This window comes from Halostella litorea (assembly GCF_004785955.1).
GTDB lineage: Archaea > Halobacteriota > Halobacteria > Halobacteriales > Natronoarchaeaceae > Halostella > Halostella litorea.
In genome coordinates, this window is the sequence record NZ_SJER01000001.1 from 871,285 (window position 1) to 885,214 (window position 13,930).

At 70.8% G+C, this 13,930-nt stretch carries 12 protein-coding genes; 7 read left to right on the plus strand and 5 right to left on the minus strand.

Going from position 1 to position 13,930, the window contains the following annotated elements:
• Positions 1-43: 43 nt before the first annotated feature.
• Together lysS and pyrH are read right to left on the minus strand one after the other, a co-directional pair.
• Positions 44-1,690, minus strand: a complete 1,647-nt coding sequence (gene lysS / locus EYW40_RS10005) for a lysine--tRNA ligase (protein WP_135821463.1) — start codon at positions 1,688-1,690, stop codon at positions 44-46.
• Entirely contained in the window at positions 1,687-2,406 is a 720-nt protein-coding gene (pyrH, locus tag EYW40_RS10010; protein ID WP_135821464.1) for a UMP kinase, read from the minus strand. Before pyrH ends, lysS begins: the two co-directional genes overlap by 4 nt.
• A gap of 164 nt (positions 2,407-2,570) precedes the next feature.
• Here pyrH and EYW40_RS10015 point away from each other — a divergent pair, with 164 nt between their 5' ends.
• The 4 genes from EYW40_RS10015 to EYW40_RS10030 all read left to right on the plus strand — a co-directional run bounded on the left by EYW40_RS10015 (position 2,571) and on the right by EYW40_RS10030 (position 6,530).
• Positions 2,571-3,974, plus strand: coding sequence for a hypothetical protein (locus tag EYW40_RS10015; protein WP_135821465.1), 1,404 nt, complete (start codon positions 2,571-2,573; stop codon positions 3,972-3,974).
• Positions 3,975-4,014: 40 nt separating this feature from the next.
• Positions 4,015-4,842, plus strand: coding sequence for a molybdopterin synthase (locus EYW40_RS10020; RefSeq protein ID WP_135821466.1), 828 nt, complete (start codon positions 4,015-4,017; stop codon positions 4,840-4,842).
• 237 nt (positions 4,843-5,079) lie between these two features.
• Entirely contained in the window at positions 5,080-5,334 is a 255-nt protein-coding gene (locus tag EYW40_RS10025; protein ID WP_135821467.1) for a DUF7123 family protein, read from the plus strand.
• Positions 5,335-5,426: 92 nt separating this feature from the next.
• Positions 5,427-6,530, plus strand: a complete 1,104-nt coding sequence (locus EYW40_RS10030) for a site-2 protease family protein (RefSeq protein ID WP_202614493.1) — start codon at positions 5,427-5,429, stop codon at positions 6,528-6,530.
• Between the two features lie 27 nt (positions 6,531-6,557).
• On the opposite strand, the gene thiL is transcribed toward EYW40_RS10030, so the two are convergent.
• Positions 6,558-7,433: a thiamine-phosphate kinase gene (gene thiL, locus EYW40_RS10035; protein ID WP_135821469.1), complete on the minus strand. Its 876-nt coding sequence runs from the start codon at positions 7,431-7,433 to the stop codon at positions 6,558-6,560.
• A gap of 91 nt (positions 7,434-7,524) precedes the next feature.
• Between thiL and EYW40_RS10040 the strand changes: the two genes are divergently transcribed.
• From EYW40_RS10040 to EYW40_RS10050, 3 genes are read left to right on the plus strand one after another with little or no spacing between them, the layout of a single operon-like run.
• Complete coding sequence (locus EYW40_RS10040) at positions 7,525-8,544, plus strand: lysylphosphatidylglycerol synthase transmembrane domain-containing protein (protein WP_135821470.1); 1,020 nt, start codon at positions 7,525-7,527, stop codon at positions 8,542-8,544.
• Positions 8,545-8,597: 53 nt separating this feature from the next.
• A complete protein-coding gene (locus EYW40_RS10045; RefSeq protein WP_135821471.1) occupies positions 8,598-9,053 on the plus strand; it encodes a 30S ribosomal protein S19e in 456 nt (151 codons plus the stop codon).
• Between the two features lie 38 nt (positions 9,054-9,091).
• Entirely contained in the window at positions 9,092-9,844 is a 753-nt protein-coding gene (locus tag EYW40_RS10050; protein ID WP_135821472.1) for an ABC transporter ATP-binding protein, read from the plus strand.
• A gap of 36 nt (positions 9,845-9,880) precedes the next feature.
• Here the strand turns inward: EYW40_RS10050 and EYW40_RS10055 are convergent, their stop codons facing one another.
• Positions 9,881-11,779, minus strand: coding sequence for a cation:proton antiporter domain-containing protein (locus EYW40_RS10055; RefSeq protein WP_237560589.1), 1,899 nt, complete (start codon positions 11,777-11,779; stop codon positions 9,881-9,883).
• A gap of 129 nt (positions 11,780-11,908) precedes the next feature.
• Positions 11,909-13,909, minus strand: coding sequence for an AMP-dependent synthetase/ligase (locus EYW40_RS10060; protein WP_135821473.1), 2,001 nt, complete (start codon positions 13,907-13,909; stop codon positions 11,909-11,911).
• Positions 13,910-13,930 lie beyond the last annotated feature (21 nt).

Consider the following 13,930-nt stretch of genomic DNA (forward strand, 5'->3'; position numbering starts at 1 on the left):
GAGTCGCCGGCGGGCGGGGCGGTTCCCCCGTGATTCGGGGCGGTCACCGCTCGCGGCGGAGCCGCTCCAGCACGAACGTCCGGTCCAGTTTCGCCAGGAACGGTCCGAGCTTGGGCCCCTGGTCCTCGTCGAAGAACAGCCGGTAGCCGACCGAGAAGAAGTCGCCGACCGGGATGTCGTGGCGCTTGGCCGTCTCGTAGATCTCGCCCTGGATCGCCTCGGGGTCGTCCTCGCGCTCGACGAAGTCCGCGAGGTCGTCGAGCGCGGCGGCGGTCGCGTCGTCTATCTTGACGTCCGGCATCTCGCGGCGCTTGAGTTCGTAGTTGAACGCGTTGTCCGTGCGGCGCGCCCAGTTGCGGGCGCGCTCGACGCGGGCCAGCGCGTCCTCGACGGCAGCCTCGGACGCGTTGTCCGGGATGTGCCCCTCGCGGCGGGCGATCTCCTCACGCAGGTCGGGGTCGTCGGTCATGCCGAGCACCGCCGCGAACGTGTACGGCAGGCGGATCCGATCCTCGCGGACCTCATCGACGGCGATGGGGTAGGCGCGCTCGGCGAACGCGCGCTCGTCCTCGTCGGCGTCGCCCTCGCCGAAGTACGCCGCCTCGACGGCGTCGAACTCGTCGACCAGCTGGTCCAGCCGCTCGACGTCGAAGTCGCGGGCGGTCGTCGGGTCCTTGGTGAAGAAGTACCGGAGCACCTCGGGTTCGAGCAGCTCCAGCACGTCCGAGACGAGGACCACGTTGCCCTCGGAGGAGGAGAACGGCTCGCCGTTCAGGGTGAACCACTCGTAGGTCATCGGTACGGGCGGCTCGAACTCGAACACCTCACGGGCGATCTCCTCGCCGCTGGGCCAGGAGCCCTCCGCGTGGTCCTTGCCGAACGGCTCGAAGTCGACGCCGAGGATCCGCCACTGGGCGGGCCACTCGAACCGCCAGGGGAGCTTCCCCTCGCGGAACGTGGCGGTGCCCTCGTGACTGCAGCCCTCGATCGTCCGGTCGCCGGCCTCCATGTCGGTGCAGACGTAGTCGACGGTGCCCGCCTCGACGTCGACCGCGGTCACCGTCTCGGTGATCTTCCCGCAGTCGGCACAGATCGGGTTGAACGGGACGTACTCCCCGTCGACCTTGTCCTGGTACTTTCCGAGCACCTCGCGGGCGCGGTCCGCGCGGTCGAGGACGGTGCGGGTGGCGTCCTCGAACTCGCCGGACTCGTACATCTCGGTGTTCGACACGACGTCGAGCGGGACGTCGAGCAGGTCCGCGCTCTCGGCGATCAGCGACGAGAAGTGGTCGCCGTAGGAGTCACAGCAGCCGAACGGGTCCGGGATGTCGGTGTACGGCTTCCCGAGGTTGCGGCCGAGCGCGCCGGCGTCGACCTCCCCAAGGTCGACGAGGTTCCCGTCGAGGTCGGCCAGCGTCCGGGGAAGTTTCCGGAGCGGGTCGCGGTCGTCGGCGGTGAACACCTGCCGGACCTCGTGGCCGCGCTCGCGGAGCGCCTCGGCGACGACGTAGCCCCGCATGATCTCGTTGACGTTGCCCAAGTGGGGCACGCCCGAGGGCGAGATGCCGCCCTTGACGACGATCGGCTCGTCGGGCTCCCGCTCTTCTATCTCGTCGGCCACCGCGTCGGCCCAGAACGCGTGTCGGCCTTCCGCGTCCTGCAGCGTGTACGGGTCGCGCGCGTCGCTCATCCGTCCGCCCAGTACGTCGGCTCGTCGCCCGCGCCCTTCGGGACCACGTCGGTCCCGTCGTGGTCGCCGTAGCGGACCGCGTCGGCGATCCGGGACGGGTCGGTGCCGTCGAGGACGACCGTCCGGACGCCCGAGCGCTCGATGATCTTCGCGGCGAGCAGGTCGACCGGCGCGGAACTGCCCGCGTTCATGTCGAGGTCGGCGATCACGTCGACGAGTTCGCCGGCCGACAGTTGGTCGAACCGCTTCGCGTCGTCGGTCTCGTTCGGGTCGGCGCTGAACACGCCGGGGACGCTCGTCGCGTACACGAGCAGGTCGGCGTTGACGTACTCGGCGAGCGCCGCGCTGACGGCGTCGGTCGTCTGGGCCGGCGTCACGCCGCCCATCACGCAGACGTCGCCGCGGCGCATCGCCTCGCCGGCCTCCTCGTAGTCCTCGGCCGGGGCCGGCACGGCGTCCTCGCCCAGCGCCGCGATGAGCAGGCGCGCGTTCAGCCGCGTCACGTCGATGCCGATCTGGTCTAGCTGTATCTCGTTTGCGCCCAGGTCCCGCGCCGTCCCGATGTACTCCCGGGCGACACCGCCACCGCCGACCACCGCGCCGACCGAACACCCGTCGTCGGCCAGCGACTCGATGACGGCGGCGTGCTCGCTGACCCGCTCGGCCCCGAGGTCGGGCGCGAGCACGCTTCCGCCGATAGAAACGACCACTTTCATGCTACCGCCGAGTAGCCCGGTCGCGCTCTTAAGGGTTGCCAACTCCGGGGCAAGAACGCTGCCCCGGGGCGCTCCTGTCGCCGCCGTGAGGGAGTAAAGCGCGGGTTTCCCGTCGTGGGCCGGTCATTACAATCCCCCGCCGGGTCGTGAGTGCCGGTAGCTCGATGGGACGGAACGCCGCGTTGCTGCTGTGTGTGCTCCTGGTCGGTGCGGCCGCAGTCCCGGCGGTCGCCGCCGACGGCGTCGGAAGCGGCGCGTTCGCTCAGGAGGACGACGATGATGATGAAGGGGGCAGAGACGCCGACCGGGACGACGAAGACGACGAGGACGACGACCCCGAAGACGACGACAGCGACGACAGGGAGGATGCTGACGACCGTGACGCCGACGATGATGACCGGGAAGATGACGATGATCGAGACGACCCCGACGACGACCCTGACGTCGACGATGATGACGACCTGGACGGTGAAGACGACGAGGACGACCCGGACGACGGACAGCGTGGACCGCCGGACGACGCCGGGCCGCCGGCGGACAGCGGCGCTCCCGACAGCGCCGGACCGCCCGAGGACGCGGGACCGCCCGCGGACGCCGGGCTGGACGACCCCGGCCCGCCGGACGACGGACCGCGGGACGCCGACGAAACGGACCGCGGTCCGGGGAACGCGGTCCCGCCGAACGAGGGCGACGGTCGATCCGAGGGGGGACGCGACAGCGGGTCCGATGACGGGGAAAGCGGCGGTTCCGGCGACGGCGACGATGCGGACGACCCGAACCGCGATGTGGACGGCGGCGGTACCGACAGCGTCGACAGCGACCCCGGCGGCAGCGACGGAGGGGACAGCGCTCCCGGGAGCGACGACGAGCGGGACGCCGGGACGTCGGCCGGCGACGGGAACGACGCGGCAACCGGTGCGGACGACGGGGCGACGTCCGGCGGCGGTCCCGACCGGGACGCGGGGGGCCAGTCGGAGTTGAACGACGGAGACTCGAACGGCGGAAGTTCGGCGGAGGAGTCGGAGGAAACGGACCTCGGTGTGGGCCGGGAGGGGGACGACGCCGCGGTCGGGAGCCAGTCGAACGAGACGAACGGGAGCGCCGACGCGGCGGACGGCGACGGAGCCCCGTCCGAGACGGCCGACGACGCGGGCGGCGACGGGGCGACCGAGGGGGACGCCGCGACGGACCCGACCGTCGGGGTGACGGACGTGTCGGTCAACCGCACGACGGTCGAGTCGGGCGAGGCGGTCGCGGTCCGCGCGGCGGTCGTCAACGAGCGGTCGAGCGCGGAGTCGGTCGCGGTCACGCTCCGGCTGTTCGGCGAGTCGGTCGCCGTGCGGAACGTGACCGTCGAGGCTGGCGGGAACCGGACGGTCGAGTTCGTCAGACGGATCGTCGCCCCGGGAACGTACCGGGCGGTCGTGAACGGGGAGCGGGCGACGGTCCGGGTCGAACGGGCGGAGACGACGGCCAGCGACGCGTCCGACGGTGGCGGCCTCGGCGGGTTCGGTATCCTCGCCGCCGTCGCGGCGTTACTGGCGCTGGCCGCGGCCGCGCGCCGGTGACGCCGAAGGGTACAAGCGGGAGGGCGACCGAGGGAGCGATATGAAGGTAGTCGGGGTCGTCGGACCCTCCGACACGGGCAAGACCACGCTGGTCGAGCGGCTGGTGGCCCGGCTGTCGGAGCGCGGACCGGTCGCGACGGTCAAGCATCTGACCCACGAACCGGACGTGGACACCGAGGGGACGGACACCGCGCGCCACCGCGCGGCCGGCGCGGCCGAAACCCACGGGCTCACCGACGATGGCATCTGGTTCGCGACCGGCGACGCCCGGGGGCTCGCCGGGACCCTCGACGAACTGGCCGCGGAGCACGACTACGCGGTCGTCGAGGGGTTCAGCAGCGCCGCCCTGCCCCAGGTGGTACTCGGCGGCCGGGACAACGGCGGGGAAACGCTTGCCGTCGGGGAGACGGCCGCCGACGTGGACACGGACGCCGTCATCTCGGCCGTGGAGGACGTCGAGCCGTACGAGTCGCTCCGTTCGCTCGTCGCCGCGGCGAAGCGGTCGCCCGACGCCAAGAAGGCCGGCGCGATAGCGACGTTCACCGGCCGCGTGCGGGCGAAGGAACACGACGACGACGAACCCACGAAGGCCTTGGAGTTCGAGAAGTACGAGGGCGTCGTAGAGGAGCGCCTGCGGGCGCTGCGGTCGGAGTTGGAGGCCCGCGACGGCGTCCACGAGGTGCTCATGTACCACCGGACCGGCGTGATCGAGTACGGCGAGGACATCGTCTTCGTCGTCGTGCTGGCCGGCCACCGCGCGGAGGCGTTCGAGACGGTCGAGGACGGCATCGATCGCCTCAAGGAGGACGTGCCGATATTCAAGAAGGAAGTGACTGTGGAGGACGAGTTCTGGGTGCACCAGCGGTGATCCGGGCCGGCGAACCGCCGCTCACCGGAGTGAGAACCACAGTCTCCCGTTGGTGGAAATAATACACCAGAATCGGTTTTAAAACGTCTGCGTCGTTCTAAGGACGTCGTGAAAAGTCCGGTTCGCGGATGAAATCCCGCAAAACCCGTGTATTGGGCTAAAAGCGTCCGAAACAGGCCTAAGCATCCTTCCTTTATAACATATCCCCGGTACAAGGGGTGAGCGAGGCGACAACACATGAGCGCTACCACACAGCCCTCCAGTGAGGAGCCCTCGACCGAGAGCAAGGAACAGCGTCTCAAGCAGTTCCTCAGCCGGAAGGCAAAGGACGGGGAACTGTACTTCAAGAGCAAGTTCATCGCGGACGAGGTCGACCTCTCGCCCAAGGAGATCGGCGCGCTGATGGTGAAGCTGAGCGAGTCCGCGACCGACCTCGAGGTCGAGAAGTGGTCGTACACGAGCGCGACGACCTGGCGCGTCGAGCCCGCCTGAGCCGCGACGCACCGCCGACACGAACGTCCGCGTAACCGCCCGAAACCCCCGCCGTCATTGGGTTTATCACCCTTGGAACCGTACGCATGCCAATGGCGGAGATCGACGACCCGGACGCCGGTCCCCCCGTCGATGCGTTCGACGCCTTCTTCCGGGTCTACGAGGTTCGCACCGACGGCGACCGGCTGGTCTACTTCGGCGACCCAACGGTGCCGGCCGACGAGTTGATGCAGCGGGTGTGGCCGCGGTTCCGCGAGCGCGGGTACGAGGTACAGTTGGCCCGGCGGACCGGCGAGTACGTGCTCGTCGCGGAGCCGGTCGACGTCGGCATCGACGGGATCCCGTGGACGAACGTCGTACTGGCGGTCGCGACGGTGTTCTCGACGCTGTTTACCGGCGCGGTGTGGTGGTACGGCTTCGACCTCGGCGCCGACCCGCTGGCGCTGTTTCGCGCGTGGCCGTTCAGCGTCGCCATCATGAGCGTGCTCGGGGTCCACGAACTCGGCCACTACGTCATGAGCCGGTATCACCGGGTCGACGCGTCGCTGCCGTACTTCCTGCCCGTCCCGACGCTCGTCGGGACGATGGGCGCGGTGATCCGGATGAAAGGGCAGATGCCGGACCGGAAGGCGCTGTTCGACATCGGCGTCGCCGGGCCGCTGGCGGGACTGGTGGCGACCGTCGCGGTCACCACCGTCGGGCTGTACTTGCCGCCCGTCGATATCCCCGCGGGCGCGATGCCGTACGACCTCGGGTACCCGCCGCTGCTCGTTGCGCTAGCGGAGCTGACGGGACAGCAACTGTACTTCCCGGCCGGCCAGTCGGTCAACCCCGTCGTCGTCGGCGGCTGGGTCGGGATGTTCGTCACGTTCCTGAACCTGCTGCCCGTGGGGCAACTGGACGGCGGCCACATCGTCCGGGCGATGGCCGGCAACCGGCAGGAGACCATCGCCGCGCTGGTGCCCGCGGGGCTGTTCGCGCTGGCCGGCTACCTGCACTACGTCGCCGACGCGGCGAGCAACGCCACCTTCCTGTGGGCCTTCTGGGGGCTGTTCGCCTCCGCCATCGCTTTCGCCGGCCCGGCGACGCCCGTCCGCGACGAGTCGATCGACGCAACGCGGATGGCGATCGGCGCGCTCACCTTCGTCCTCGGGGCGCTCTGTTTCACGCCGGTGCCGATCGCGTACGCCGGCTGAGGGCGGGGCGCGGCGGGCGCGAACCGGCTACTCACCGTGTGTGAACCCGCGGTCCGGGAGCGGCTCGCCGTCGATGGTGACGCCGGAGTCGGTGACCCGCCCCACGACGGACACCGGCGTCGGCGACGCCGCCTGAACGGCCGGGAGCGCGTCCTCGGGGACGGTGAACACGAGTTCGAAGTCCTCGCCGAAGAAGAGGCCGAGTTCCCGCCGCTCGGCCGCGTCGGCCGCCACCGCGTCGACGGCGTCGTCCACTGGGACGGCCGCCGCCTCGACGGCGAACCCGCAGTCGCTCGCCTCGGCGAGCTGGTGGAGCGAGCGGGCCAGCCCGTCGCTGGAGTCCATCATCGCTGTCGCGTGCGGGGCGACGGCCCGGCCGGCGGCCGCCCGCGGCTCGAACCGGAACAGCTCGTTGGCCCGGTCGACGTCGCCGCGCTCGAACAGCCGCAGGGCCGCGGCGCTCCGGCCGAACGTGCCGGTGACGCAGACGCGCTCGCCGGGGCTCGCGCCGCGCCGGCGGACCGGGGCGTCGGCGTCGCCCAGCGCCGTCGTCGCGACGGTGAACTCCCCGTGTTCGTCCAGGTCGCCGCCGACGTACGACGCGCCGACCCGCTCGCAGACGTCGGTCGCCCCGTCGACGAACGCGCGGAGTTCGTCACGGTCGAACGCCGGGGCGGCGTAGGCGGCGACCGCGGCGGTCGGGTCGGCCCCCATCGCCGCCACGTCCGACAGCGACGCGCCGACCGACCGCCAGCCGGCCGTGTAGCGCGTCGTCCCGTCGGGGAAGTCCGTCCGGTCGTGGAGCATGTCCGTCGTCAGCACCTGTCCGTCGACGACGGCGGCGTCGTCCCCGGCCCCGCCGACGGCCTCGCCGAGCAGCGAGAGCGCCGTCCGTTCGTCCATACGGGAGCATCCGGGTCGCGGGCGAAAAACCGTCCGGTGTCGGCCGCGGTCAGTCGGTGGGTTCAACTGGCCGACGCCCCGAACGACGGACATGGACGGCGGAACGCGCGCGAAGGTCGCCGGGTTCGTCGGCGCGACGGCGATGCTTGCCGCCCTGCTCTGGGTCGCCGGGGTCGATGACGTGGTCGCGGCGCTCGGGCAGGCGAGCCTCCCGGTCGTCGGGCTGGTCGTCGCCGTCGCGCTCTGCTGGCTGCTCGCGTGGGGGCTCGCGCTCCGGACGGTGCTCGGGGGCCTCGGCATCCCGCTGTCGGTCCCGCGCTCGTTTCTCGTGTTCTCGGGGGCGATGTTCGCGAACAACGTCACCCCGTTCGGGCAGGCCGGGGGCGAGCCCGTCACCGCGTTGCTCATCTCGCGGGCGACCGACAGCGAGTACGAGACGTCGCTGGCCGCCATCGCGAGCGTCGACGCGCTGAACTTCGTCCCCTCGATCGGCTTCGCCCTCATGGGCGTCGCGTACATGGCGACGGAGGTGACGTTCGACGCGCGGCTGGAGTACGCCGCCGCGTCGGTCGGGGCGCTCGCGGTCGCGCTCCCGGCGGTCGCGTACGTCGGCTGGCGGCACCGCTACCGCGTCGAGCGGGCCGCCGTGCGGGTCGTGACGCCGGTCGTCCAGCTGGTCGGCCGGCTGATACCCCGCCGGTCGCCGCCGACGGCCGACGCGCTCGAACGCCGCATCGACGGGTTCTTCCGGACCATCGAGCGCGTCGGGGCCGACCGCCGGACGCTCCTGCTCGCGCTGGCATTCTCCGCGCTGGGCTGGTTCGCCCAGATGTGTTCGCTGTGGCTCTCGCTGTACGCGCTGGGCCACCCGGTCTCGTTCGGCGCGGTGATGCTCGCGGTCCCGCTGGGGAGCGTCGCCGGGGTGACGCCGCTACCCGGGGGCCTCGGCGGCATCGAGGCCGTGCTGGCGGCGCTGCTCGTGCCGACGACCGGGCTGCCCCTCGCGACCGTCAGCGCCGCCGTCGTCGTCCACCGGGCGGCGACGTACCTGCTCTCGACGGCCATCGGCGGCGGCGTCGCCGTCGCGTCGGGGGCGGCCGACGCGGAGTGACCGGGCGGTCCCAATACGATGCGCTTAAATGCCGCGCGGCGGAAACGGAAGCCATGACAACGCTGTACGACGTGCCGGCGGACGCGCTCATCGACGCGCTCGCCGACGACCTGGCGGACCGAGTCGAGGAACCGCAGTGGGCCGAGTTCGCGAAGACCGGCGTCGACCGCGAGCTGCCCCCCGAACAGGACGACTTCTACGCCGTGCGGGCCGCGAGCCTGCTCCGCAAGGTCGCCACCGACGGCCCGGTCGGCATCGAGCGGCTCGCCACCGAGTACGGCGGCGCGAAGCGCGGCTCGAACCGCTACCGCGTCTCCCCCGCCAAGCGCTCCGACGGCAGCAAGAACGTCATCCGAACCATCCTGCAGGACCTAGAGGCGGAGGACCTCGTCGAGACCGCGGACGGCGAGGGCCGCCGCATCACCGCCGAGGGCCGGAGCCTGCTCGACGAGACGGCCGGCGAGGTGCTTGAGGACCTCGACCGCCCCGACCTCGAACGCTACGCCTAAGCCCAACGTTCATTGTTTCCGTCGCCCAACCCGACTCCATGAGCGACGGCCCCGCGATCCGCACCGACGCCCTCACGAAACGCTACGACGACACGCTCGCCGTCGACGACCTCTCGCTTTCGATCCCCGCCGGCACCGTGTACGGCTTCCTCGGCCCGAACGGCGCGGGGAAGACGACGACGATGCGCATGCTGGCGACGCTCGTCCGCCCCACCGACGGGACGGCGGAAGTCGCCGGCCACGACGTCCGGAACCGCGACCGCGTGACCCCTCACATCGGCTACCTCCCCGAGGAGCCGCCGCTGTACGACGAACTGACGGGGCGCGAGCAGTTGGAGTACGTCGCCGGGCTCCGCGACCTGCCGGAGGACGAGGCCGCCGAGCGCATCGACAGCCTGCTGGCGCGGTTCGACCTCGACGACGACGCGGACAAGCGGATCGGGGAGTACTCGAAGGGGATGCGACAGAAGACCGGCGTGATCCAGGCCGTCCTCCACCGGCCGGCGGTCGCGTTCCTCGACGAGCCGACCAGCGGGCTGGACCCGCGGGCGGCCCGGACGATGCGGGAGACGATCGCCGAACTCGCGGACCGCGAGATGACCGTCTTCCTCTCGACGCACATCCTCCCGGTCGTCGACGAACTGGCCGACCGCGTCGGCGTCCTCCACGACGGGCGGCTCGTCGCGGAGGGCGCACCGGAGGAGCTGAAACGACAGGCCGAGTCCGGCGAGCGCCGGAGTCTGGAGGACGCGTTCCTGGAGGTCACGGAGGAGCCGGCGACCGCCGACTGACGGCGTCGAAGGGGCTCCGCGGGGAGCCGGGGCGGCTCAGTCGTGCGGGTGACAGCGCTTCAGCGCCTCGCGGACCGCCTCGGTCCGGCCGAGGAAGGTGATGTGGTCACCCTTCCGGAGCGTGAAGTCCCCGTCGGGCACGTGGTGGTCCCCCTCCCGGCCGACCAGGGCGATGAGGACGCCGTTGGGGAGTTCGTCGTCGAGCATCTCGATGGTCTTGCCGACCAGGTCCTCGGCGGTCACCTCGATCTCCTGGACGTCGCCCGTGCGACCGAGTTCGGTCATCCAGTTCGACAGCCCGGGCCGCTCGATGACGTTGTCCATCGCCCACGCGGTTGCCATGGACGCGGAGATGGTCCGGACGCCGAGATCCTCGAACGCGTCGACGTTGTCCGGGTTGTTCGCGCGGGCCAGGACGGTGTCGACGTCGAACTTCGAGCTGGCCAGCTGTGCCACCAGCAGGTTCGCGTCGTCGTCGCCCGTGGCCGCGGCGACGATCTTGGCGTTTTCCGCCCCGGCGGCGCGCAACACCTCCGTGTCCGTGCCGTCGCCGTGGTGGACGGTGTATCCCTCGTTGCGGGACCGCTCTACGATGTCGACGTCCTCCTCGATGAGGACGACGTTCTCTCCCCGGTCTTCGAGGCGTTCGGCGAGCGACCGGCCCACCTTCCCGCCTCCGACGATGAGTACGCGCATTGGTATCACTTCGAAGTACTCCGCTATCTGCCTGGCGAGCCCGGCCTGGAACACGACGGTGACGAGGATGATGAGGAAGACGGTCCCCACGAGGATGTCCGCGCCGGCCGGGTTGTACGGCGCGGACTGGGCGTTGCTCAGTTCGAGCGCGAACAGGGTGGCGACCGACGCGGGGATGATCCCGCGCGGCCCGACGAAGCTGACGAACAGCTTCTCGCCGCTGGTGAACCGGTCCCCGGTCGTCGAGAGGAACACGAGCAGCGGCCGCAACACGAGCGTCACCACGAGGACCACGACGAGGCCGCCGGCGCCGAGCGCCAGGAGCTTGTCGAAGTCCAGCAGCGCCGCGAGGACGATGAAGACGAAAGAGAGGACAAGCAGCGTCACGTCGCCCTTGAACTCCTCGATGTCGTCCTCGTAGGGGATGTCGAGGTTCCCCAGCACGACCCCCGCGGTGGCGACGGCGGCGACGCCGGCCTCGCTCCGGATCGTCGACGCGACGCCGAAGGCGACGATGGCACCCGCGAGGACGAGCAGGCGGGCGGTCTGGGGGGCGTTGCCCGGCGAGAGGTCCAGGTAGCTGAGGACGTACCACAGCACGCCCGCGACGACCAGCCCGACCAGCAGCCCCACGCCGAGCCGCTCGACGAACAGGTAACCGTAGTCGACCGGCGTCGGGTCCGACAGCGAGAGCGCCTCGAAGGCGACGACCGCGAAGATGGCCGCGGACACGTCGTTGACGATCCCCTCGGTCTCAAGCACCGCGGCGACGCGGTCCCGGACGGCGACGACCTCCAGGATGGGCGTGACGACCGTCGGCCCCGTCGCGACGAGCAGCGCCCCGACGACCATGGCGATGCCCCACTCGGCACCGAGGGCGAACCGGACGGCGGCCGTCGTCCCGAGGAAGGCGATCACCGCGCCGATCGTCACCAGGCGGACGGCCGCCGACGGCGCCTCCCGGAGCTTGTCGATCCGGAGGTTGAACGCCCCCTCGAACACGATGATGGCGACGCTGACGCCGACGATAGCCGACACCGCGTTGCCGAAGGCGTCGGGGTCGAACAGGCCGAGCACCTCGGGGCCGGCGACGATGCCGGCCGTGATGAGGAAGATGACGCTGGGCACGCGGTAGCGCGCGGCGAGCATCTGCGAGACGACGCCCAGGCCGATGATCAGCGCGGTGATGGCGAGGAAGTTCGGCCCGCTGTCGGGACTCGCCGAGAGGATCGCCATCATGAGGGATCACCGTCCGGGGGCAGCGTAGCAGCGCCGACTCCGTCCGTCGCGTGCGGGCTCGGCCGGGTCATCGGGCGATACAACGAACGACCGAGGGAAAAGCCCACCCATTTCGGCGGGCGTTTCCGGTCAATCCGCCGGTTCCGGCGTCCGCCCGGTCGCCGTCCCGTCGTCGCCGTACATCTCCTCGACGAGGTGGTCGTAGCGCTCGCGGATCGGCCCGCGCTTTTTCTTCATCGAGGGGGTGAGCAGGTCGTTGTCCTCGGTGAACTCCTCGGGGACGAGCCGGAACCGCTTGATGCGCTCGTGAGGCTCGAACCGCTCGTTGACCGCCTCCACCTCGCGTTCGATCACCTCGCGGACGGCCTCGTGGTCGCACATCGCCTCCGGGGAGTCCGGCACGTCGACGCCCTCCCGCTCGGCGGCGGCGCGCAGCGCATCGAAGTTCGGGACGACCAGGGCCCCGATGAACTTCTCGCCGTCGCCGGTCACCATCACCTGCTCTATCACGTCGCTGGCGGCGAAGGCGTCCTCGATGGGCGTGGGCGCGACGTTTTTCCCCGTCGAGAGCACGACGATCTGTTTGGCCCGCTCGCGGAAGACGAGGTAGCCGTCGGGGCGGCGCTGGACGATGTCGCCGGTGCGGAACCACGGGTCGCCGCCGTCCTCGGCCTCGACGAACGCCGCGTCGGTCTCCTCGGGCTTGTTCCAGTACCCCTCGGTCACGTTCGGCCCCCGCACGAGCAACTCGCCCACGTCGCCGAGCGTGTCGGTGAACTCCGACTCCGGGACGACCGACTTGTCCAGCCGTACCTCGGCCCCGGGGAGCGGCGGGCCGATGGTGCCTATCTTCGGCTCCTCGATGGGGTTCGTCGAGACGACGGGTGCCGCCTCGGTGAGCCCGTACCCCTCGTAGATCGGCAGCCCCATCCCGTGGTAGAGGGTACAGAGCTCCTCGGAGAGCGTCCCGCCGCCGCTGGAGAGCCACCGGATGTTGCCGCCCAGCGCCGCCTTCACGTCGCTGAACACGAGCTTGTCGGCCAGCCACAGCTTCGCCCGGAGGCCGTAGCCGGGCTTGTCGGCGCGGTAGTACGCCCGGCTCACCTCGGTCGCCCACTCGAAGATCCGCTCCTTGAAGTCCGACTCGCTGGCCTGCTCGCGGATCGCGTCGTATATCTTCTCGTACACCCGCGGGACGCTGGTCGCCCCGTCGGGTCGGACCGTCTTGAAGTCCTCCTTCAGCGTGTCGGGGCTCTCGGCGTAGGCCACACAACCGCCGCTGGAGAAGGGGTAGAAGTGGCCGGTCGTCCGCTCGAAGATGTGGGCGAGCGGGAGGTACGAAACCGTGGTCGTCTCCTCGTCCATGACCGCCATGTCGCTCGGCTTGTCGGGTCGGGGGCCGTAGCGCTTGCGGAGCTGGTTGACGTTCGCTCGGAGGTTCCGGTGGCTGAGCTTCGTCCCCTTGGGCTGGCCGGTCGTCCCGCTCGTGTACACCAGGCTCGCCAGGTCGTCGGGCTCCACGGCGTCGATCCACGACGCGTAGTCGTCCTCGTCGAACCGCTCGGCCCCCTGCTCGTACACCTCGTCCAGCGTGTACACGCCCTCCTCGTCGGCGTGCTCCGGGCCGACGTCGTCGAGCACGATGGCGAAACGCAGGTCGAGCGCGTCGCTGACCGACAGCACCCGCTCCAGCAGTTCCTCGTTCTCGACGACGACGCCGGTCGCGCCGGGGTCGTCGAGCAGGTAGCGCACCTGGGCGGGCGAGGAGCTCTTGTACACCGTCGTCACGACTGCGCCGGCCGAGAGCAACGCGTAGTCACACTGCGCCCACTCCATCCGTGTGTCGGCGAACATACCGACGCGATCGCCGGGGTCGACGCCCAGCGCCCGGAACCCCGCCGACAGCCGCGCGACGATCCCCCGCATCTCGTCGTAGGTCAGCGTCGCGTACTCGCCGTCGGGGGCGGGGTCGACCGCCGTCCCGGTGAGCGCGCGGTCGTAGATACCGCCCTTGTACCGCTGGGCCGGGCGCGACCCGTGTCGTTCGACGGCGTCCTCGAACGCCCGGGGGAGCGGCGTCTCTCCGATCACCTCGTCCGTGTACTCGCGTTCGGCGTCCTGCCAGGCCATGGTCGACGTATCAGTCAACCT

Bases quoted from the DNA above. Each gene is read 5' to 3' on its own strand.
- lysS (WP_135821463.1), bottom strand. From the start codon at position 1,690: ATGAGCGACGCGCGCGACCCGTACACGCTGCAGGACGCGGAAGGCCGA.
- pyrH (WP_135821464.1), bottom strand. From the start codon at position 2,406: ATGAAAGTGGTCGTTTCTATCGGCGGAAGCGTGCTCGCGCCCGACCTC.
- EYW40_RS10015 (WP_135821465.1), top strand. From the start codon at position 2,571: ATGGGACGGAACGCCGCGTTGCTGCTGTGTGTGCTCCTGGTCGGTGCG.
- EYW40_RS10020 (WP_135821466.1), top strand. From the start codon at position 4,015: ATGAAGGTAGTCGGGGTCGTCGGACCCTCCGACACGGGCAAGACCACG.
- EYW40_RS10025 (WP_135821467.1), top strand. From the start codon at position 5,080: ATGAGCGCTACCACACAGCCCTCCAGTGAGGAGCCCTCGACCGAGAGC.
- EYW40_RS10030 (WP_202614493.1), top strand. From the start codon at position 5,427: ATGGCGGAGATCGACGACCCGGACGCCGGTCCCCCCGTCGATGCGTTC.
- thiL (WP_135821469.1), bottom strand. From the start codon at position 7,433: ATGGACGAACGGACGGCGCTCTCGCTGCTCGGCGAGGCCGTCGGCGGG.
- EYW40_RS10040 (WP_135821470.1), top strand. From the start codon at position 7,525: ATGGACGGCGGAACGCGCGCGAAGGTCGCCGGGTTCGTCGGCGCGACG.
- EYW40_RS10045 (WP_135821471.1), top strand. From the start codon at position 8,598: ATGACAACGCTGTACGACGTGCCGGCGGACGCGCTCATCGACGCGCTC.
- EYW40_RS10050 (WP_135821472.1), top strand. From the start codon at position 9,092: ATGAGCGACGGCCCCGCGATCCGCACCGACGCCCTCACGAAACGCTAC.
- EYW40_RS10055 (WP_237560589.1), bottom strand. From the start codon at position 11,779: ATGATGGCGATCCTCTCGGCGAGTCCCGACAGCGGGCCGAACTTCCTC.
- EYW40_RS10060 (WP_135821473.1), bottom strand. From the start codon at position 13,909: ATGGCCTGGCAGGACGCCGAACGCGAGTACACGGACGAGGTGATCGGA.